The sequence below is a fragment of the Geodermatophilus sp. SYSU D00708 genome (assembly GCF_054050115.1).
The window spans coordinates 56672-76088 of sequence record NZ_JBJGYS010000014.1 but is presented as its reverse complement, the minus strand read 5'-3'; the positions used below and the strand labels follow the sequence as shown (position 1 = coordinate 76088).

Below are 19417 nucleotides of genomic sequence, written 5' to 3'. Positions count from 1 at the left end.
GACCCGGAGAGAGAGACAGCGATGAACAGTTGGGTGCACCGCGGCCTGCGGACCGCCCTGCTCACCGGTGGCCTGCTGGCCGCCGGAGCGGGCGTCGCCGCAGCCGACGAGAACGACGTCACGGCCGACGTGCTGGGCGTGACCGCGACCGTCCCGGTCGAGGACGGCACCGTCCTCCGGACCCCGGTCGTCACCGGGACCGGTGAGAACCTGACCGTCGGGGACGAGGCCGGCGACGGCCTCACCCTCCCCGTCGACACGAACACCGAGCCGGGCACGACCGTGCTCGGGAACGACGGCGCCGGCGGGGTGAGCGCCCCCGTCCGCGTCACCGAGGCCGACGACACGCCGCCCGACCCCGCCGACGGCCTCACCGTCACCGTCCCGGTGAACACCTCCGGCGGTGGCACCGCCGGCACCACGGTCACCGTCCCGGTCGTCACCGGCGACCTCGGCGACGTCCTCGACGGCGACCCGACCACGGGCACCGCGGTGGACGTCGACCTGACCGACCCGGTCGAGCCGGGGCCGGGCGGGTCCGGCGTGCTCCTCGACCTCGCGGACGCGGTGACCGTCGGCGACGACGACCCGGCCGCCGGCAGGGACACGGTGGTGGAGGCGCCTGTCTCGCTCGACGGGGACCGTCCCACGACCGTGGACCTGCCGGTCCCGGGCACGGAGGAGGACGGCGGCCCGCTGTCCGGGAACTCCGTCGCGGTGGACGTCGGCGGGCTGCTGGGGACCGGCCGGCCCGACGAGGACCCGGACGGCGAGCCCGCCCTGGGCCTCCCGGTCGGGACCGGTGACCTCCTCCCGGACCTGGTCGGCGGGGACGCGGCCTCCGACAGCACCGTCGACGTCGACCTCGGCGGGGGAACGGTGCTGGCCGTCCCGGTCGACGAGGGCGGCACGGGCACCGGCAGCGACCTCCTGGTGCGGGTCACCCTGCCGCTCGGCCTGTCCGGCCTGCTGGACGGCGAGGGCACCGGCACGGGCACCCCACCCGGTGACGGCGGCACCGGCCCGTCGGGGACCGGGAACGGCTCCGCGACCGACGGCACCGGAACCGACGGCACCGGGACCGACGGCACCGGCGGCACGGAGGACGGCCCCGCCGGCACGAACGGCGGGACCGGCGGCACCCGGGACGCTGACTGGCCGGCGTCCGGCACCGGCGGCCCGGGCACCGGTACCGACGGGAGCGGGACCGCGCGCGGCACCGGGACGGGCGGCACCTCCGTCGCCGACTGCACCGGCACCGGTTCGCAGCCGGACGGGGACGCGGACGCCGCCGGCACCGGGCCGGCCTCCGGCGGTCCCTCCGGCTACGACGCCGCCGGCGATCCCGGCAGCCCGGTCGCGGCGACCGGGGACGCCTGCGGCACCGGCTCCCCGCAGGCGCTCGCCACCCGGACGGCGTCGGCCTCGGCGACGCCGCCCGGGCCGCTGACGGCCTCGGCCGGCCTGCTGGCGATGGCCGGGCTCCTGCTGGCGGCCGGCCGCGGTCGGCTGTGGCGGGACCGGGCGCAGCCGTGACCGCTCCCCGGCGGTAGCCGTCCCCGGCGGCCCGGACGTCCCCGTGGCGTCCGGGCCGCCGGCGTGCGCGCGCTCCGGACCGGCGGCATCGTGACCGGGTGCGTTCCGAGACGACGGCCCGCCTGGTCCCCTTCGAGCCGGAGCACCTGCCGGCGGTGCTGCCGTGGTTCGACTCCCCCGAGGTCCAGCGGCGGCTCGGCGGGCGCGAGTGGCCCGAGCGGGAGCTGGCGCTGCGCACCACCACCTGGACCGAGGAGTTCCGCGGTCGCCGGGTCCTGCGGTCGCACACCTTCGTGCTCGTCGACCCCGAGGGCCGCCCGGTGGCCCAGATCGGCGGGGACGTCTACGACCGGTGGACGACCTGGGACCCGGAGCGCGAGCGCGTCCTGTCCAGCGACCCCCGCCGGGCGATGGGCGCGGCCTACGTCGTCGACCCCGGCCGGTGGGGGCAGGGCCACGGGCGGGCGGCGCTGCGTGCGCTGGTCGACGCGCCGCAGACCGCCGACGTCGAGCAGTTCGTCCTGGGCATCGAGCCGGACAACACCGCCAGCCTGCGCGCCGCCGCCGCGGCCGGGTTCACCCACCTCACCACCGAGCCCGACGCCGAGGACATGGTGTACCTCCGTCTGCTCCGCTGACCTGGGGAATCGTCGGACCGGCCTGCCACGCTCGCGGCATGACCCCGGCCCGCGAGACGACGCCCCGCGAGACGACGGCCCGCGAGCTCGCGCTGCTGCGGCTGGTGGCCCAGCGGATCGCCGGGCCCCGGCCGGCCACGGCCGCCGAGGCGGTGCGCGGGCTGCTGTGCGTGCAGGCGCAGGACCTGCCCGGCGCCCTGACCTCCGTGGCCCTGCGGACGGCGCAGCGGTCGCGGGCCGGGGTGGAGGCGGCGCTGGACGCCGGCGAGGTGGTCCGCTCGTGGCCGATGCGCGGCACCCTGCACCTGGTCGCCGCCGAGGACCTGCCCTGGCTGCTGGAGCTGCTCGCGCCGCGGGCGCTGGCCGGCAGCGCCGGCCGCCGGGCCGGACTGGGGCTCACGCCCGCGGACCACGCGGCGGCCCGGGAGGCAGCGGTGGCCGCGCTGACCGGAGGACGCCGCTGCCGCCGCCGGGAGCTGCTCGCCGTCCTCACCGCGGCCGGCCTGGACGTCTCCGGGCAGCGCGGTCCGCACCTGCTGGGGTACCTCTGCCAGACGGGGGTCCTCTGCCTCGGGCCCCGCGAGGGCGCCGAGCAGGCGTTCGTGCTGCTCGACGAGTGGGTCCCCGCGCCGCGCCGACCCGACCGCGCCGAGGCGCTGGCCGAGCTCGCCCGCCGGTTCGCCGTCGGCCACGGCCCGGCCACCGCCGCCGACCTCGCCCGCTGGGCCGGGCTGCCGCTGACCGAGGCGCGGGCCGCGCTCGCCGCCGTCCGCTCGGAGCTGGCGGCGGTGGAGGTCGACGGCCGCGAGTACCTCCTGGCGCCGCAGACCCCCGACCTGCTGGCGGAGCACCGCGCCGAGGCCGCGGCGCTGTTCCTGCTGCCCGGCTTCGACGAGTTCGTCCTGGGCTACGCCGACCGCAGCTGCGCCGTCCCGCCGCAGTTCGCCGACCGCATCGCGCCGGGCGGCAACGGGCTGTTCCGGGGCACCGTCGTCCACCGCGGGCAGGTGGTGGGCACCTGGCGCTGGGAGGGCCGGGGCGCCCGCCGGACGGTCGCCGCGACGCCGTTCACCGCCTTCCCCGGGGAGGTCGCGGCGGCCGTCCCCGGTGCGGCGGCGGAGCTGCCGTGACGCGGTGCCGGGGTGGCCGCGGGCGGAGCGCCGGGGTTGGGTGGGGCCATGGAGTACACCCGCCTGGGCCACACCGGTCTGGAGGTCTCCCGGCTCTGTCTCGGGATGATGAGCTTCGGCGACCCGGCCCGCGGCAACCACCCGTGGAGCCTGCCGGAGGAGGACAGCCGCCGGCTGATCGAGAAGGCGGTCGCCGCGGGCATCACCTTCTTCGACACCGCGAACGTCTACTCGGACGGGTCGAGCGAGGAGATCACCGGCCGGGCGATCCGCGACTTCACCGACCGCGACGACGTCGTCCTGGCCACCAAGGTGCACGGCCGGATGCGCCCGGGGCCCAACGGCGCGGGGCTCTCCCGCAAGGCGATCCTGCGCGAGCTCGAGGACAGCCTGCGCCGGCTGGGCACCGACTACGTCGACCTCTACCAGATCCACCGCTGGGACCCGCACACGCCGATCGAGGAGACCCTGGAGGCGCTGGACGCCTGCGTCCGCTCGGGCAAGGTGCGCTACCTCGGCGCGTCGTCCATGTGGGCCTGGCAGTTCAGCAAGGCGCTGTACCTGGCCGGTGAGCACGGCTGGCACCGGTTCGTGTCGATGCAGGACCACTACAACCTGCTCAACCGGGAGGAGGAGCGGGAGGTGCACCCGCTCTGCGCCGACCAGGGCATCGGCGTTCTCCCGTGGAGCCCGCTGGCCCGCGGCCGGCTGACCCGCGACTGGGAGGAGTCGACTCCCCGCTCCGAGTCCGACGCGTTCGGCCGCACGCTGTACGACGAGGCCGGCGACCGCGCCGTCGTCGAGCGGGTCGCCGAGGTGGCCGCCGAGCGCGGCGTCCCGCGGGCGCAGGTGGCGCTGGCCTGGGTGCTGGCCAAGCCGGTGGTCACCGCGCCGATCGTCGGCGTCACCAGGGACGCGCACCTCGACGACGCCGTCGCGGCGGTGGACCTGCACCTGACCGAGGAGGAGGTCGCCCGCCTGGAGGAGCCCTACCGGCCGCACGCCGTCGTCGGCTTCTGACCGGTCCCCCGAGAGCACCCCGCCCTCCTCACCGCTCGCCGGCTCGCGCACCCGAGCCGGCGACCGGCGGCTCCCGGGTCGCTGCGAGGGGACCGGGATCACGCCGCCGCCGGGCGGTGCACGGCCCGCGCAGCGGTGAGGATGAGGGTCGTGTCCGCTGCCCCCTCCCGCGTGCGGCGGGTGCGCCCCCACCTCGTCGGCCCGCCGCTGCCGGCCCTGTCCGCGCTGTGGCAGGCCGGCGGCCGGCGCGGGGTCACCGCCGCGGTGTGCATGACCGTGCCGCTCGGCCTCGGCGTGGCGGCGGGCCGCGCCGACCTCGGCTCCGCGGCGGCGCTCGCCGCGCTGACCGCGGTCTACGGGCACGCGCTCCCCTACCGCCGCCGGGCGGTCGTCGTCGCCGCGGTGGCCGGGACGCTGACCCTGGCCGGCACGCTCGGGGCCCTGGCCGGCGGGCACCCCGTCGCGCTGTCCCTCCTGCTCGGCGCGCTGACCGCGGCGGCGGCCGCGGTCACCGTGCTCTGGCGGGTCGGCCCGCCCGGGCCGCTGGGCGTCGTGCTGGTGGCCGGCGGGTCGAGCGCACTGGGCACCGGCGCAGCCGACCTCGGCCCGCACGCCCTGGCCGCGGTCGGCGGCGCGGCGCTGGCCTGGGCCGGCTGCATGCTGCCCTGGCTGTGGGACCCCACCGGCCCGGAGCGGCGCGCCCTGGCCGCGGCCGACGCGGCGGTCGGGGTCGTCGAGCGCGGCGAGCTGGGCACCCAGCGGCCCGGCACCATCGCCCGCGCCATCCGCGTGGCCGAGGCGGCGGTCAGCAGCGGCAGCCGGCGGGACGACGGCACGCTGCGCCGGCGCCTGGACGAGGTCGAGGAGCGGTTCATGCGGGCGCTGCCGGAGACGCCGCGGAGCACCACGCCGCTGCCGGAGGCCGCCCTCCCCGACCATCGCTGGTGGCACGCACCCTGGGCGGCCATGGCGCTGCGGATCGGGGTCGGCGCCGCCGGGGCCGGGCTGGTCGCCACCGCCCTGGGCCTGGCCAGCCCCTACTGGGCGGCGGCCACCGCGGTCGGCGTCCAGCTGGGCACCGACGCGCGGGCCACGCGGGCCCGGGCGCTGCACCGGGCGACCGGCACGGTGCTCGGCGTCCTCGTCGCGGGCCTGCTGATCTGGCTGGACCTGCCGGTCGGGGTGGAGATCGTGCTGGTCGGTCTGCTGCAGCTGGGCGTGGAGCTGCTCATCGCGCACCAGTACGTGCTGGCGGTCTCGTTCATCACCCCGCTGGTGCTGATGCTGGTGCACATCGGCCTGCCCGCGCGGTCCGGCGCCGACCTGATCGGCGAGCGGCTGGCCGAGACGGCGGTCGGCATCGTGCTCGCCCTCGCCGTCGGGCTGTCCCTGCTGCCGCGCGCGGCCAGCCGCCGCTTCCCGGGCGCGGTGCGCGCCACGGCCGACGCCGCGGTCACCGCCGCCGCGGCCGGCCCGGGGACGGCGGCCGACCGCCGGCTGCACGACGCCCTCGTCCACCTCAACGAGGTCGCCACCGCAGCCCGGGCCGAGCTGCTGCCGACCCCGGCGGTCACCGCCTGGACCACCCGGTCCCGCTGGGTCGCCGACCTCGGGTGGGGGCTGCTCGGCGCGCGGGCCCGCGGCGACGCGGAGCTGGCCGGCTCGCTCGCCCGCCGGATCACCGACGAGCTGGCCGGCTGACCGCCGGACGCCCCGCACGGGCCGCGGCCCGGTCCGCTCAGGCGGGCAGCTGCCCGGCGATCCGCTCCAGGTCGTCGAGGACCAGCCGGGCGCCGAGCGGCCCGATCGCCAGGAACCAGCGGTCGTCGTCCACCTCGAAGGCCCGGCCCTGCTGCACCGCCGACATGCCCTGCCACAGGCCCCCCGCGGTGACCTGCGCGGCGGCGGTGCGGCCGTCCTCCCCGTAGGCGGCGGAGAACACCAGGTCGGCGTCGGCGGAGGCGATCTCCTCCGGGCTGACCTCGACGAAGGTCTCGGCGGTCCGCTGCGCCTCGGGACGGGCGAAGCCGACGTCGGCGAGGACCGCCCCGATGAACGAGCCCTCGCCGTAGAGCCGCACGGCGGTGCCGTCGAGGAACCGCACGATGCTCACCTCGGTGGCCACCGGGTCCCCGAACAGCGCACCGACCTCCGCGGCCCGGTCGGTGTGCGCGGCCAGCAGCTGCTCGGCCTGCTCGGTCCGGCCCAGCGCCTCGGCGTCGAGGAGCAGGTTCTCCTGCCACGACTCGCCGATCGACTCGGCGAACACCGTCGGGGCGATGGCCGAGAGCTGCTCGTACACGTCGGTGTGCCGGACGGCGTTGGACAGGATGAGGTCGGGCTCGAGGGCGGCGATCGCCTCCAGGTCCGGCTCGGCGATCGTGCCGACGTTCGCGATCTCCGCGGGGTCGGCGCCGGCGTCCTCGATGTAGGCCGGCAGGGCGTCGCTGACGTCGGTGCGCACCGCGCCGACCGGGGTCAAGCCGAGCGCGAGGACGGCGTCGAGCTCGCCGGTGTCGAGGACGACGACCCGCTCCGGCGTGCCCTCGATCTCGGTCGTGCCGAGCGCGTGCTCCACCGAGCGCGTCTCCGCGGTCGGCGCGGCCTCCGTCGTCCCCTCGTCGTCCGCGCCGCAGCCGGCCAGCGCCAGCCCCACCGCCACCGCGAGCACCCCGCCGCGGTACCGCCCGATGCCCTGCACGTCGTCCTCCTCGTCCGCCGGCCCCTCCGGCGCCCAGGAGAACTTAGGTGAGCCTTCCCTACCCGCGGTCGGCGGGGCGGCGCTCGACCACGAACACCGGGATCTCCCGGTCGGTGCGCTGCTGGTAGACGGCGTACTCGGGATAGGCGGCGACCGCCCGCTCCCACCACTGCGCCCTCTCCTCGCCGGCGACCTCGCGCGCGACGCCGTCCCACGGCTCCGGGCCGTCCTGGACGGTCACCTGGTCGGGGTGGGCCCGCAGGTTCGCCACCCAGGCCGGGTCCGTCGGCGCCCCGCCCTGGGAGCCGACCATCGCGTAGGCGCCCCCGTGCTCCACCCGCATGAGCGGCTGCTTGCGCACCTTGCCCGACCTCGCGCCGCGGGTGCTGAAGATCGCGACGGGCAGGCCGGTGTCCCGCAGCGTGTTGGCCTCGCGCCCGCCGGTGGCCTCGTAGCGCTCCACCTGGTCGCGGACCCACTGCTGCGGACTGGGCTCGTAGTCCCCTTCGAGCGGCATGGCCGGACCCTAGACGGGCCGGCTCCCGACGGCCTGCGGAGCCCGGTGGTCGATGGTGTGCGGCACGAACCAGCTGAGGTTGTCGGTGATCAGCCCGTCGCTCTCGCGGATGCCCAGCCCGGCGGGCTCGCCGTCGACCACCCACGCCCCGAGCACGGGGTGGTGCGGGCCGTCGACGCCGGGGAAGTCGGGCAGCGGGGCGAACTCCTGCACCACCCAGCCCTCGGTGCCGTACCCGCCCGGCTGGGCGACCAGCACCTCCCCGCCGCGGACGATGGAGACGTTGGCCCCCTCGCGACCCCACAGCGGCTTGCGGACGTAGTCCCGCCAGGACGACGGCATCTCGTCGGCGAAGTAGGCCGGCAGCAGCAGCTGCGAGAGCTCTGCGTCGCCGCCGAACAGCTGCCACAGCACCGGCAGCAGCGCCTTGGTGCTCCACAGCATCTTGTAGGCCGGCTCGACCCACGTCGTCCCGCCGGGTCGGGCGGCGTCGGCGAGGACGGCGGCGCCGAACTCGTCCTCGACCAGCCACTCCCAGGGGTAGAGCTTGAAGACGACGTCGAGGTGGCGGCCCTGCGGGTCGTAGAAGCGCCCGTCGCCGTCGTCCAGCGCGATGTCCTCGACGACGAGCTCGATCGCCTCGTACCCGGCCTGGACGACGGTGTCCATCAGGTAGGCGACGGTCATCCGGTCCTCGCCGGAGCGCTCCTCCGACGTCCACGCCAGGTGCACGCGGGGCCGCACGCCGGTCCGCCGCTCCCACCGCAGGAGGTTGCGCCGCCAGGCGGCGACGAGCCGGTCGTGCAGGGCGTTCCACTGGTCGGCGCCCTGGCCGGTGAACAGGTGCCAGTTCCACTGGGTGACCGCGGACTCGACCAGCCCGGTGGGGGTGTCGGCGTTGAACTCCAGCAGCCGAGGCGGCCCCTGACCGTCGTAGCGCAGGTCGAACCGGCCGTACACGCTGGGCGGTTCGGCCTCCCAGGTGCGCCGGACCTCCGCCCGGGCGACCGGCGGGATGCGCATCCGGTCGAACAGGTCGTGCTCGACGACGTGGTCACCCGCGGCCACGCAGATCTCGAACAGTTGCGCGACCCAGCCCTCCAGCCGTGTCACCTCGGCCATCGTGAAGTCGTAGAAGGGGCCCTCCCGCCAGTAGCTGCGCTCCTCGCCGCCCGGCGTGGTGGTGCGGTTGTAGACCAGCCCCTGGGCCTCGATCTCGGCCTCCCACCCGGGCCGGACGACGCCGGACTCGATCCGCCGCACCGCGCTCAGCCGCCGGCCGTGCCGACGCGGCCGCCCGTGCCCGACCCGATGCCCCCGGTCACGCGGGTGCCGCCGGACACCTTGCCGGTGGCGGGCAGGCCCGCGCGCTGCCGGGCGGCGGTGTCGGTGGGGCTGATCCGGGTGCCGCCGGCGGGCAGCACGGTGCCGACCGGCAGGCCGGGGCGGAAGCCGCCCAGGTAGAGGAAGAACAGTCCTGCGCCCGGACCGCGGTAGCCGTCGTCGCAGTAGTCGTCGTCGACGATCTCGCCGTCCTCGTTCGTGCAGTAGGCGACCTGCTCGTCGTCGTCGTCCGTCCCGCACCCGGCGAGGAACCCGGTCGCCGCGGTCGCGAGCACCGTCGTGGTGAGGGCGCTGCGGACGCGGTTGGAGACGGCCATGTGCTCTCCCGGCTGTGTCGAGGGTGTCGGTCGACCCTAGATCGGCACCCGGAGGTGGTCACCCTCCCGCACCGTCGACGAGCCGGGTCGGCCGCCGGGCGCTAGCGTCCGGACACCGAGGCCCGCTGCCGCGTGGAGGCGCGATGTCCGACCGCCAACCGCCCGAGATGGCCCAGGTCGCCAGCGAGACCGGGGCGAAGAAGGTCCACCGGACGTGGGACCGCGTGCTGGTCAGCTCGTTCCTCGGTGGCGCCTACATCGCCTTCGGCGCGCTCGTGGCCATCACCGTCTCCTCCGGCCTGGACCCGAGCAGGTGGGGCACGCTGCCCACGCTGTTCATGGGCGCGGCCTTCACCCTCGGGTTGGTCCTCGTGCTCATCGCGGGGTCCGACCTGGCCACCGGCAACATGCTGCTGGTGCCGTTGGGCGCCATGCACGGCCGCCTCAGCGGCAGCGACGTGGCCAAGAACCTGACCCTGGTGCTGCTGGGCAACCTGCTGGGCGCGCTGTTCGTGGCGTACTTCCTCGCCGTCCAGACCGGGGTCATCGGCACGCCCGGCTCCTCGGGCAACGCCGCGCTCACCCACGACCGGCTGGCGGCGATCGCCGAGGGCAAGGCACTGAACGAGTCGCCCTGGCAGGTCTTCCTGCGCGGCCTGGGCTGCAACTGGCTGGTCTGCCTGGGCGTGTGGATGTCGCTGGCGTCGAACGCCGTCTCAGGCAAGGTGCTCGCGATCTTCCTGCCGATCATGGCCTTCGTCGCGATGGGCTTCGACCACGTTGTGGCGAACATGTTCTTCCTGCCGGCGGCGATCTGGGCCGGGGTCCCGGGCATCGGCTGGGGCGACGTGCTGCTGAACTGGCTGCTGGCGGGCATCGGCAACCTGGTCGGGGCGGTGGTCTTCGTCGCGACGTCCTACTGGTACCTGTTCCTGCGCGGCGAGCCACGGGAACGACCGAGCCGGACGCCGACGGGCGGGGAGGCTGCCGAGCGCGCATGACCCGGCTCCGCCCGGGGCACCGCCGTCGGGGTCGGCACCGTCTCGGCGTGCCCACGACCGGGAGGGATCTGCGCGATGAGGTACAGCGAGGGCGCCGACCTCGACACGTCCGGCGTGCAGGACCGGCGCGGCGGCGGGTTCGGCGGCGGCAAGGGCCTGGCGGTCGGCGGCGGCGGGCTGGGCCTGGTCGGCGTCGTGGTCCTCGTCCTGTTCCAGCTGCTCGGCGGCGGCAGCGGGGGCGGCACCGGCGCGGCCCTCGGCCAGCTGGGCGGCCTCGCCGAGGGGCAGACCGCCGACAACGGCCAGCTCGAGCAGCAGTGCCGGACCGGGGCCGACGCCAACGAGTCGGTCGACTGCGCGGTCGTCGCCGACATCGAGTCGATCCAGGACTACTGGTCCGGCGTGCTCGGCGACCGGTACCAGCCCACGAAGACGGTGTTCTTCCAGGGCTCGGTGCAGACCAGCTGCGGCGGCGCCACCAGCGGCTCGGGCCCCTTCTACTGCCCGGGCGACCGGCTGGTCTACATCGACCTGTCGTTCTTCGACACGCTGCAGCAGCAGTTCGGCGCCGAGGGCGGGCTGTTCGTCAACGCCTACGTCATCGCCCACGAGTACGGCCACCACGTGCAGAACCTGCTCGGCACCAACCAGCAGGTGACCCCGGGTGAGACCGGCCCGGAGAGCGGGACGGTGCGGCTGGAGCTGCAGGCCGACTGCTACGCGGGCAGCTGGGCCAACCACGCCGAGACGGTGCCCGACGAGTCCGGCCAGCCGCTGATCGCCGAGATCACCCAGGACGACGTCGACCGGGCGCTGGACGCCGCCGCCCGCATCGGCGACGACTTCATCCAGCGCAACCTCGGCGGCGGCACCGTCGACCAGGACGCGTTCACCCACGGCTCGTCGGAGCAGCGGCAGCGCTGGTTCACCACCGGGTACCAGACCGGCGACCCGGCGCAGTGCGACACCTTCGCCACCGACGACCTGGGCTGATGGAGAAGGACCCCTCTGCCCCCCGCCCCTCGCAAGCTCACGGCGGGCCCCTGCAGAGGGGCCACCTGCGGATGGCGACCGACGGCGCGGTCGCCGTCCTGACCATCGACCGGCCAGAGAAGCGCAACTCGCTCACCGCCGGCATGTGGGCGGCGCTGCCGGAGGTGCTGGCCGGGCCGGCCGGCGACCCGGCCGTGCGGGTCCTGGTCGTCACCGGCGAGGGGCCGAGCTTCTGCGCGGGCGCCGACATCGCCGACCTCCTCGGCGGCCCGGACGCCGAGGACCCGATGGCGGCGCTGCGGGCGGACAACCTCGCCGCGCAGGCGGCGCTGCGGGAGTTCCCCAAGCCGACGATCGCCATGATCCGCGGCCACTGCATCGGCGGCGGCGTGGAGATGGCCACCTGCTGCGACCTGCGCGTCACCGACCCGACCGGGGTGTTCGGGGTGACCCCGGCCCGGGTCGGCATCGTCTACACGCCCGAGTCGACCGCGGCGCTGCTCGACCTGGTCGGGCCCGGCACGACCAAGTACCTGCTGTTCAGCGGGGAGCTGATCGACGCACCGACGGCGCTGCGCACCGGCCTGGTCGACCGGCTGGTGGCCGCCGAGGACCTCGAGCGGGAGGTGTTCGCCCTCGCCGAGGTGCTCGCCGCCCGCTCGGCGCTGACCCAGCGCGCGGTCAAGGAGGTCGTCGCCGACCTGACCGCCGGCGGGGACGGCCGGGCCGTCGCCGGCCGCTGGTACCGCGAGACCATCACGACCGGTGAGCTCGCCGAGGGCGTCTCCGCGTTCGCCGAGCGCCGCCCCCCGCGCTTCCCCTGGACCGGCTGAGACCGGGACCCCCGCGCTGTTCAGCCGACGGCGAGGGCCTGCTCCTCGGCCTCCACCGCCGCGTTCCACTCCGCCTTCTCCGCGCGCCACCCCTCGTCGGTGCGGCCCAGCCGCCAGTAGCCGGACACCGACAGCAGCTCGCGGGGCACCAGGCGCTCGGCGCGCAGGAACCGGCGCAGGTCGCGGACGAACCCGGCCTCCCCGTGCACGAAGGCGTGCACGGTGCCGGCCGGCAGCTCGGTGGCCAGGACGGCGGCGACCAGCGCCACCCCGGGCGGGCCGGCACGGTGCACCCACACCAGCTCCACACCGGGCGCAACGGCGAGGTCCTGCTCCTCGGCGGGGTCGGCCACCTCGACGAACGCCCGCGCGGTCGCCCCCTCGGGCAGCCGCTCCAGCGCGGCGGCGATGGCCGGCAGCGCGGTCTCGTCGCCGACGAGCAGGTGCCAGTCGGCGTCCGGGCTGGGGCTGTAGGCCCCGCCGGGACCCAGCAGCTGCACGGTGTCCCCGGGGCGCGCGGCCACCGCCCAGGGGCCGGCCACCCCCTCGTCCCCGTGCACGACGACGTCGAGGGTGAGCTCGCCGGTCGCGGCGTCCCACGCGCGCACGGTGTAGGTGCGCAGGCACGGCCAGAGCTCCTGCGGGTGGGTGGCCTTGACCGCCTCCACGTCGAACGGCGCCGCGTAGGGCGCGCCGGCGGGCGGCAGCACCAGCTTCACGTAGCTGTCGGCGTGCGCGGGTGCGAAGCCGGCCAGCCCCTCCCCGCCGAGGACGAGGCGCACCAGGTGCGGGGTGGGCCGAGCGGTGCGCAGCACCGTGGCCAGCCGGGGGGTGCGCGGGCGGCGCGGGGCCTGCTCGGCCATGGAGGCTCCTGGGATCGGGAGGTAAGGTCTGCCTCACCTTAGTCCGCGGAACGCGCCCGGGGGCGCACGCACCGGACGGCACAGTTTCGTCGACCCACCTGCGGGTATCCGCTGCACCGCGACACGGCGCCACCTAGACGCGGTGAGCACGACCCGACCGTGCGCCTCCGGACCCGGGATCCGGGGGTCACGGCCACGCCGACGCCGCTCCGCCGGGATGCGAGGAAGCGTCCGGCGGTCGAGCACCGCGCGACCCGGCCACCCTCCGCGGGGGGGCCGGTACCTGGTCTACCTGCACATTCGCCTGGGTGACGGCCGTCCAGCAGATGTGTGGGTGATCGCGATCTGGGTAGCGCCTGCACCGACCACGACGCACGCCGAGGAGGAACCATGACGCACTCCATGGACACCCCGCTCCCGCCGCCCCCGTCCACCGGATCCGGCGCGACCGCCGGGTCGGCGGCCACCGGGACGACCACGACCGGTACGACGACGTACGGCACGACGACCACGACGTACACCTCCGACTCCCCCTCCACCACCGACGTCGCGAAGGACGAGGCCCGCAACGTCGGGCAGACCGCCGCGCAGGCCGGCAGCCAGGTCGCCTCGACCGCCGCCGACCAGGCCAAGGAGGTCGCCTACGAGACCAAGCAGCAGGCGCAGAACCTGCTGGACCAGGGCCGTTCCCAGGTGCGCCAGCAGGCCGTCAACTCGCAGCAGAAGGCCGCTCAGGGCCTGCAGGGCATCGCCTCGCAGCTGCGCGGGATGGTGGACGGCACCGGCGCCCCGTCCGGGCCCGCCCGTGACCTCGTGGAGCAGGGCACCGCGAAGGTCGAGGAGTTCGCGAGCTGGCTGCAGAACCGCGAGCCCGCCGACCTGCTCGACGAGATCCGCTCCTTCGCCCGCCGCAAGCCGGGCACCTTCCTGCTCGGCGCCGCCCTCGCCGGCGTCGTCGCCGGCCGGCTGACCAGCGGGGTCAAGGCCGCGCACAGTGACTCGGGGTCCGCGACGGGGCAGCACCGGGCGGCCACGGTGAGCTACACGCAGACCAACTACGTCGACCCGGCGCCGGCCTACTCCGGCTACGCCGACACGACGACCGGGTACACCGAGACCACCGGGTACGGCGAGGGAGCCGGCTACAGCGGCGCCCCGACGACGGGCACCACGCCGGTCCCGCCGCCGCCGTACGGCACGGTGCCGCCCGAGGGTGCCGCCGTCCCCCCGACGACGACGTCCGGCTGGGACGACCCGGCCCGCCAGCCCGGTCGGGGGGTCTGACCGATGACGACTCCCTACTCCGGCGCGTCGCCGGTCGGGTCGCCGCAGGGCTACCAGGACCCGTCGCAGCAGAACTACCAGCAGGGCGGGTACGGCCAGGGCAACTACACCGTCTCCCCTGAGCAGGCGCAGACCTACGGGGCGCACAGCGGGGCCATGGGCACCCCCACCACCGCCGAGGGGCGCCCGGACGTCGAGGGCACCTCGGTCGGCCAGCTGATGGGCGAGGTCGCCAAGGACCTCTCCACGCTGATGCGCCAGGAGCTCGAGCTGGCCAAGGCCGAGGTCAAGGCCGAGGCGAGCAAGGCCGGCAAGGGCGCGGGCCTCATGGGCGCGGCCGGGTTCGCCGGCTACATGGTGCTGCTGTTCCTCTCCATCGCCCTGTGGTGGGCGCTGGAGAACGTGATGGACGCCGGGCTGGCCGCGCTGATCGTGGCGGTCATCTGGGGCGTCATCGCGGCGGTCACCTTCGTGATGGGCCGCAAGCAGCTCAAGCGCGTGAACCCGAAGCCCGAGCGCACCGTCGACACCCTCCAGCAGGTGCCCGGCGCGCTCAAGCCCAACTGACCCGCGGCCACCGGCCCCTCTCAGACATCGGAGTTGGACATGACCACCAGCAACGACCCGGAAGTCATCCGTCGGCAGATCGAGGCCACCCAGCGTGAGCTGAGCTACGACGTCGACGCCCTCAACGAGAAGGTCAACCCCGCCCGGGTGGTGGACCGGCGGGTCACCGCGGCCAAGGGCCGCATCAGCCGCGCGAAGGAGAGAGTGATGGGGAGCGCCCAGAACGCCCGCAGCTCCGTGATGGGCACCGCGCACGACACCCGCTCGACGGCCTCGTACCACGCGCAGAACGCGGCCGGCACCCTCCAGGACAAGGCGAGCAGCGCCGCCGAGTCCGTGCAGGACGCCGCCTCCTCCGCGGCGACCGCCGTGCAGCAGGCGCCGGACACCATCGTCCGGCAGACGCAGGGCAACCCGCTGGCCGCGGGGCTGATCGCCTTCGGTGTGGGTTGGCTGGTCTCCAGCCTGATGCCCGCCACCGAGAAGGAGCGGCAGCTGGCGCAGCAGGCCGAGACCGCGGTGCGCGAGAACAAGGACGCGCTGCTGGCCCCGGCCAAGCAGGTCGCGCAGGAGATCAAGGAGGAGCTCCAGCCGGCCGCGCAGCAGGCCGTCCAGGAGGTCAAGTCCACCGCGCAGGACGCCGCCCAGACGGTCAAGGAGGAGGGCCAGTCCGCGGCCCAGGACGTCCAGGGCCAGGCCCAGGAGTCACGGCAGACGGTGCAGAGCCACACCTCCAGCTAGGCGCTCGTCGCCCCACCGCACCGCGCCCCGCCGGGATCCCCCGGCGGGGCGCGGTGCGTTCGGCTCCCCTGATGGGGTGAGCAGCCGGCCGCGCGCTCTGCAGGACCGGCTGCGGCAGGCCGACGTCGTCCGGGAAGGAACGACCACCCGGAGCCGCCGGGACGCCGGATGCGAGGGAGCCCGCCCGTGCCGACCGCAGCTCCGCGCGTGCTGGTGGCCGACGACGAGGACGACATCCGCGCGCTCGTGTGCCTGGCCGTCCGCCGGGCCGGGGGGACGGTGGTCGCCGACGTGGCCGACGGGACCGCCGCGCTGACCGCCGCGCGGGCCGGGTCCCCGGACCTCGCCGTCCTCGACGTGTCGATGCCCGGTGCCAGCGGGCTGGAGGTCTGCGCCGCGCTGCGCGCCGAGCCGGGCACCGCCGCGGTCCCGATCCTGCTGCTGTCGGCCGGCGCCTCCCCCGACGACGTCGCCCGCGGGCAGGCCGCCGGAGCCGACGCCTACCTCGCCAAGCCCTTCTCGGTCGCCGGGCTGGTGGCCCGCATCCGGGACCTGACCGCCGGAGCGCCCGCATGACCACCGCTGAGGCGTCGCTGCCGCCCGCCGACGTCCGTTCACTGCAGGCCGAGGTCGAGCGCCTGCGGGCGGAGAACGCGGCCCTGACCACCCGGATGCAGACCCGCGACGGGGAGCTCGAGGTCGTCACGCGGATGCTGCAGGCGCGGGCGCAGACGATGACCAGCGTCATCGACGCGGTCACCGAGCAGTCGATCATCGGCACCGACGTCGACGGTGTCGTCCGGGTCTGGAACCCCGGGGCCGAGCGGATGCTGGGCCTCCCCCGGGCCGCCGTCGTCCGGCGGCGCCGGATCACCGACTTCCACCTCCCCGAGGAGCTCGCCGAGGCCGGTGGTGGGCTCGCTGCGCTGGTGCGCACCGCGCAGCAGCAGGGCAGCGACGTCCGCGACTGGACGTACCTGACCGCCGCCGGTGAGGAGCTCACCGTCTCCGTGGCGGTCACCCCGCGCACCGACGACACCGGCGCGCACGCCGGCTGGAACTTCGTCGGCACGGACATGACCGAGGTCCGCGCCACCGAGCGCATGAAGGACCAGTTCGTGAGCCTCATCAGCCACGAGCTGCGCACGCCGCTGAGCTCGATCCTCGGCTACCTGGAGCTGGTCCTCGACGACCCCGACCAGCCGCTCACCGACGAGCAGCGGCAGTACCTGACCACGGTGGAGCGCAACGCCCAGCGCCTGCTGCGGCTGGTCGGCGACCTGCTGTTCACCGCCCAGGTCGACGCCGGCCGGTTCAGCCTGCAGCCCGAGGACGTCGACCTCGCCGCCGTCGTCCGCGCCGCGGAGGAGACCGCCCGGGTCACCGCGGCCGGCGCCGACGTCGACGTGGTGGTGGACGCGCCCGAGGGCGGCCTGGTCGTCCGCGGGGACGCCGTCCGGCTCGGCCAGGCCTGCGACAACCTCGTCTCCAACGCGGTGAAGTTCACCCCGCGCGGCGGCCGGGTCACCCTCACGCTGCGCGAGGCCTGGCGGACGGCGGACGGCGAGGTCGGCAGCGACCCTCAGCCGGACGCCGTCCCCGTCGCCCGGCTGTCGGTCAACGACACCGGCATCGGCATCCCGGCCGGCGAGCAGGCGCAGCTGTTCGCCCGCTTCTTCCGCGCCTCCACCGCCCGGCGGGCCGCGGTCCCCGGCGTCGGGCTGGGGCTGGCGATCACCAAGGCGATCACCACCGCGCACGGCGGCACGCTGGAGGTGGCCAGCGTCGAGGGGCAGGGCACGACCTTCACGCTCACCCTGCCGCGCTAGGAGGGACCCCCTCCTCCCCGCCCCTCGCGAGCCTCCCCGGGATGCGATCCCGTGGGAGGCTTGCGGCTCTCTTGCGGATGACGGGCGGGGGGCCTGCGGTTCGGCCTCCAGAGTCGTCCCTGTCGCCGGAACAACCCGTTCCGGTCCCCACGACAGGAGACGCAGGACATGAGCAGCAAGGCCCGCACCACCACCGCCCGCAAGGTCGTCGGTTCCCTCGGCGTGATCGGCGCCGCCGCCGCCGTCGCCGGCCTGGGCACCTTCGGTACCTTCACCGACTCCACCACCCCGATCTCGACCCAGGTCGCCACCGGCACCGTGGACGTCAACCTGGCGCAGCCGGCCGCCGCGATCCCGGCCACCACGGCCAACTTCGTGCCCGGTGACACCATGTCCCGCGCGGTCACCCTGTCCAACGACGGCACCGCGCCGCTGTCCTCGGTCACCCTGGGCGTGACCTCGTCCACCTCGACGGTGCTCACCACCGACATCATCAACGGCCTGCAGCTGGAGCTGAAGTCGTGCTCGGTCGCCTGGACGCAGGGCGGCACCGCCGACGCCCCGACCTACACCTGCTCGGGGACTCAGCGTTCGCTGGGCACGGGGCCGGCGGTTAGCAACCGCACGCTCGACACGCCCGCCAGCCTGACCCCCGGCAAGGTCGACAACCTGGTCTTCACCGTCTCGCTGCCGACCACGGCCGACAACGCGTTCGCCGGCAAGAGCAGCACGCTGAGCCTCACGTTCACCGGCGTGCAGCGCAACGGCACCGCCCGCTGACCGCCGTCCCGCCGAGCTGACCGGAGAGCCCGACATGACCGCCGTCCTCCCCCTCGCCGTGCCGGGGGCAGCCCGCCCGCTGTCCCCGGCCGAGGACGCCGCCCGCACCCTGGGTCGGCTGCGCCCCGCCGTGGGTCTCGTGTCCCGCTGGTCCGTGCGGGCCCTGGTCCTGGTGGCGGTCGTGGCCTTCACCGGCCTGGCCATCGGCCCGCACGTGCTCGGCTACCGCACCATGACCATGCTCACCGGCTCCATGGCCCCGGCCATCGACCCCGGCGACGTCGTCATCAGCACCCCCCTCGCCGTCTCCGACGTCACCGAGGGAATGATCATCAGCTACCACATCCCCATCGACGACCACCGCGTCGTCACCCACCGCGTCACCGACGTCACCCACGCCCCCGACGGCACCGTCACCGTCCAGACCCAGGGCGACGCCAACGACGCCCCCGACCCCTGGACCGCCGTCCTCCAGGGCGACACCGCCTACCAGGTCCAGGCCGTCATCCCCGAACTCGGCCACCTGCTCACCGCCCTGCGCACCCCCTGGATCAGCCACGCCCTCGTCTACGGCGCCCCCGCCCTCCTGGCCGGCTGGCTCCTGCTCACCATCTGGCGCCCCGCCCGCGACGAGGAGGACGACGCGTGAGCTCGCCGCGCCGTCGGCCGACCGCCCTGGTGGTCGACGCCGACGCCACCGACCGCGCCCGGGTCGCCGGCCTGCTGCGGGTGACCGGCTGGGACGTCTCCGAGGCTCCCGGCACCCGCGAGGCCCTCACCCTGGCCCGCCGCCTGGACCTGGACCTGGTCGTCACCGACCTGCCGGCCCCGGCGGGCGAGGGCCCCGCCCTGCTCCGCCGCCTGCGCGTGGCCGGCAGCCGGGCACACCTGCTGGTCGTCGCCGGCGACCCCCCCGCGGAGGAGCGGGCCGCCGCGCTCGCCGCCGGCGCCGTGGCCTGCCTGCCCAAGCCCGTGGGTGCCGAGATCCTGCTGGACCTGCTCCGCGACCGGGCGGCGGCGCCGCAGCCGGTCACCGAGGTCGGCGACCTGCACGACGAAGACGTGGACGCCGACGTGATGGACCGGCTGCAGGAGCTCTACGTCAGCGCCCTGCCCGACCGGCTGACCGCGATCGCCGACCGCGCCCGGGCCGGGGACGCACCGGCCCTCGCCCAGGTGTCGACGACGCTCGCCGGGACCAGCGCCCAGCTCGGCCACCCGGAGGTCGCCGCGGTCTGCCGGGCGATCGCCCGCGACGCCCGCCGCGGCATCCTCGCCCACGACCTCGTCGTCGAGCTCCGCTCGGTCGCCGGCGCCTGAGCA

21 protein-coding genes are annotated in these 19417 nt (G+C 75.7%); 16 read left to right on the top strand and 5 right to left on the bottom strand.

Translation table 11 applies throughout. The features are described from left to right. Positions 1 to 21 precede the first annotated feature (21 nt). From ACI79D_RS13515 to ACI79D_RS13495, 5 genes are all read left to right on the top strand, one after another. Complete coding sequence (locus ACI79D_RS13515) at positions 22 to 1536, top strand: hypothetical protein (RefSeq protein ID WP_456918937.1); 1515 nt, start codon at positions 22 to 24, stop codon at positions 1534 to 1536. Positions 1537 to 1634: 98 nt separating this feature from the next. After that, positions 1635 to 2174 carry a GNAT family N-acetyltransferase gene (locus tag ACI79D_RS13510; protein ID WP_456918936.1) on the top strand — a complete coding sequence of 180 codons (540 nt, stop codon included), beginning with the start codon at positions 1635 to 1637 and terminating at the stop codon, positions 2172 to 2174. 38 nt (positions 2175 to 2212) lie between these two features. After that, entirely contained in the window at positions 2213 to 3304 is a 1092-nt protein-coding gene (locus tag ACI79D_RS13505) for a winged helix DNA-binding domain-containing protein (protein WP_456918935.1), read from the top strand. A gap of 48 nt (positions 3305 to 3352) precedes the next feature. After that, on the top strand, positions 3353 to 4324 hold the full coding sequence (locus ACI79D_RS13500; protein WP_456918934.1) for an aldo/keto reductase: 972 nt from the start codon (positions 3353 to 3355) through the stop codon (positions 4322 to 4324). A gap of 150 nt (positions 4325 to 4474) precedes the next feature. After that, positions 4475 to 6025, top strand: coding sequence for an FUSC family protein (locus ACI79D_RS13495; protein WP_456918933.1), 1551 nt, complete (start codon positions 4475 to 4477; stop codon positions 6023 to 6025). A gap of 37 nt (positions 6026 to 6062) precedes the next feature. On the opposite strand, the gene ACI79D_RS13490 is transcribed toward ACI79D_RS13495, so the two are convergent. Genes ACI79D_RS13490 through ACI79D_RS13475 form a run of 4 tightly spaced genes read right to left on the bottom strand, consistent with a single transcriptional unit; the run spans position 6063 to position 9203 of the window. Further along, on the bottom strand, positions 6063 to 7025 hold the full coding sequence (locus ACI79D_RS13490) for an ABC transporter substrate-binding protein (protein ID WP_456918932.1): 963 nt from the start codon (positions 7023 to 7025) through the stop codon (positions 6063 to 6065). A 58-nt stretch (positions 7026 to 7083) separates the two neighbouring features. Beyond that, a complete protein-coding gene (locus ACI79D_RS13485; protein ID WP_456918931.1) occupies positions 7084 to 7542 on the bottom strand; it encodes a nitroreductase family deazaflavin-dependent oxidoreductase in 459 nt (152 codons plus the stop codon). A gap of 9 nt (positions 7543 to 7551) precedes the next feature. Next, on the bottom strand, positions 7552 to 8805 hold the full coding sequence (locus ACI79D_RS13480) for a glutathionylspermidine synthase family protein (protein WP_456918930.1): 1254 nt from the start codon (positions 8803 to 8805) through the stop codon (positions 7552 to 7554). A 5-nt stretch (positions 8806 to 8810) separates the two neighbouring features. Then, positions 8811 to 9203 (bottom strand): hypothetical protein, encoded by a 393-nt coding sequence (locus tag ACI79D_RS13475; protein WP_456918929.1) that lies wholly within the window; start codon positions 9201 to 9203, stop codon positions 8811 to 8813. 143 nt (positions 9204 to 9346) lie between these two features. Here ACI79D_RS13475 and ACI79D_RS13470 point away from each other — a divergent pair, with 143 nt between their 5' ends. The 3 genes from ACI79D_RS13470 to ACI79D_RS13460 all read left to right on the top strand — a co-directional run bounded on the left by ACI79D_RS13470 (position 9347) and on the right by ACI79D_RS13460 (position 12030). Continuing rightward, a complete protein-coding gene (locus ACI79D_RS13470) occupies positions 9347 to 10204 on the top strand; it encodes a formate/nitrite transporter family protein (protein WP_456918928.1) in 858 nt (285 codons plus the stop codon). A 75-nt stretch (positions 10205 to 10279) separates the two neighbouring features. Continuing rightward, positions 10280 to 11197, top strand: a complete 918-nt coding sequence (gene ypfJ, locus ACI79D_RS13465; RefSeq protein WP_456918927.1) for a KPN_02809 family neutral zinc metallopeptidase — start codon at positions 10280 to 10282, stop codon at positions 11195 to 11197. 71 nt (positions 11198 to 11268) lie between these two features. Next, on the top strand, positions 11269 to 12030 hold the full coding sequence (locus tag ACI79D_RS13460; RefSeq protein ID WP_456918926.1) for an enoyl-CoA hydratase/isomerase family protein: 762 nt from the start codon (positions 11269 to 11271) through the stop codon (positions 12028 to 12030). Positions 12031 to 12050: 20 nt separating this feature from the next. Here ACI79D_RS13460 and ACI79D_RS13455 read toward each other — a convergent pair whose 3' ends face one another. Further along, positions 12051 to 12893 (bottom strand): siderophore-interacting protein, encoded by an 843-nt coding sequence (locus tag ACI79D_RS13455; RefSeq protein ID WP_456918925.1) that lies wholly within the window; start codon positions 12891 to 12893, stop codon positions 12051 to 12053. Between the two features lie 390 nt (positions 12894 to 13283). Here ACI79D_RS13455 and ACI79D_RS13450 point away from each other — a divergent pair, with 390 nt between their 5' ends. The 8 genes from ACI79D_RS13450 (at position 13284) to ACI79D_RS13415 (ending at position 19414) form a co-directional block, all read left to right on the top strand. Continuing rightward, positions 13284 to 14177: a hypothetical protein gene (locus ACI79D_RS13450; protein WP_456918924.1), complete on the top strand. Its 894-nt coding sequence runs from the start codon at positions 13284 to 13286 to the stop codon at positions 14175 to 14177. A 3-nt stretch (positions 14178 to 14180) separates the two neighbouring features. Beyond that, positions 14181 to 14744: a phage holin family protein gene (locus ACI79D_RS13445; RefSeq protein ID WP_456918923.1), complete on the top strand. Its 564-nt coding sequence runs from the start codon at positions 14181 to 14183 to the stop codon at positions 14742 to 14744. A 39-nt stretch (positions 14745 to 14783) separates the two neighbouring features. Beyond that, a complete protein-coding gene (locus tag ACI79D_RS13440) occupies positions 14784 to 15485 on the top strand; it encodes a DUF3618 domain-containing protein (protein ID WP_456918922.1) in 702 nt (233 codons plus the stop codon). Between the two features lie 186 nt (positions 15486 to 15671). Beyond that, on the top strand, positions 15672 to 16061 hold the full coding sequence (locus ACI79D_RS13435; RefSeq protein WP_456918921.1) for a response regulator transcription factor: 390 nt from the start codon (positions 15672 to 15674) through the stop codon (positions 16059 to 16061). After that, positions 16058 to 17314, top strand: a complete 1257-nt coding sequence (locus ACI79D_RS13430; protein ID WP_456918920.1) for a sensor histidine kinase — start codon at positions 16058 to 16060, stop codon at positions 17312 to 17314. The genes ACI79D_RS13435 and ACI79D_RS13430 overlap by 4 nt, the downstream gene beginning before the upstream one ends. 168 nt (positions 17315 to 17482) lie before the next feature. After that, positions 17483 to 18094 carry a TasA family protein gene (locus ACI79D_RS13425; protein ID WP_456918919.1) on the top strand — a complete coding sequence of 204 codons (612 nt, stop codon included), beginning with the start codon at positions 17483 to 17485 and terminating at the stop codon, positions 18092 to 18094. A gap of 34 nt (positions 18095 to 18128) precedes the next feature. Then, a complete protein-coding gene (locus tag ACI79D_RS13420; protein ID WP_456918918.1) occupies positions 18129 to 18743 on the top strand; it encodes a signal peptidase I in 615 nt (204 codons plus the stop codon). Next, positions 18740 to 19414: a response regulator gene (locus tag ACI79D_RS13415; RefSeq protein WP_456918917.1), complete on the top strand. Its 675-nt coding sequence runs from the start codon at positions 18740 to 18742 to the stop codon at positions 19412 to 19414. Before ACI79D_RS13420 ends, ACI79D_RS13415 begins: the two co-directional genes overlap by 4 nt. Positions 19415 to 19417: the final 3 nt, after the last annotated feature.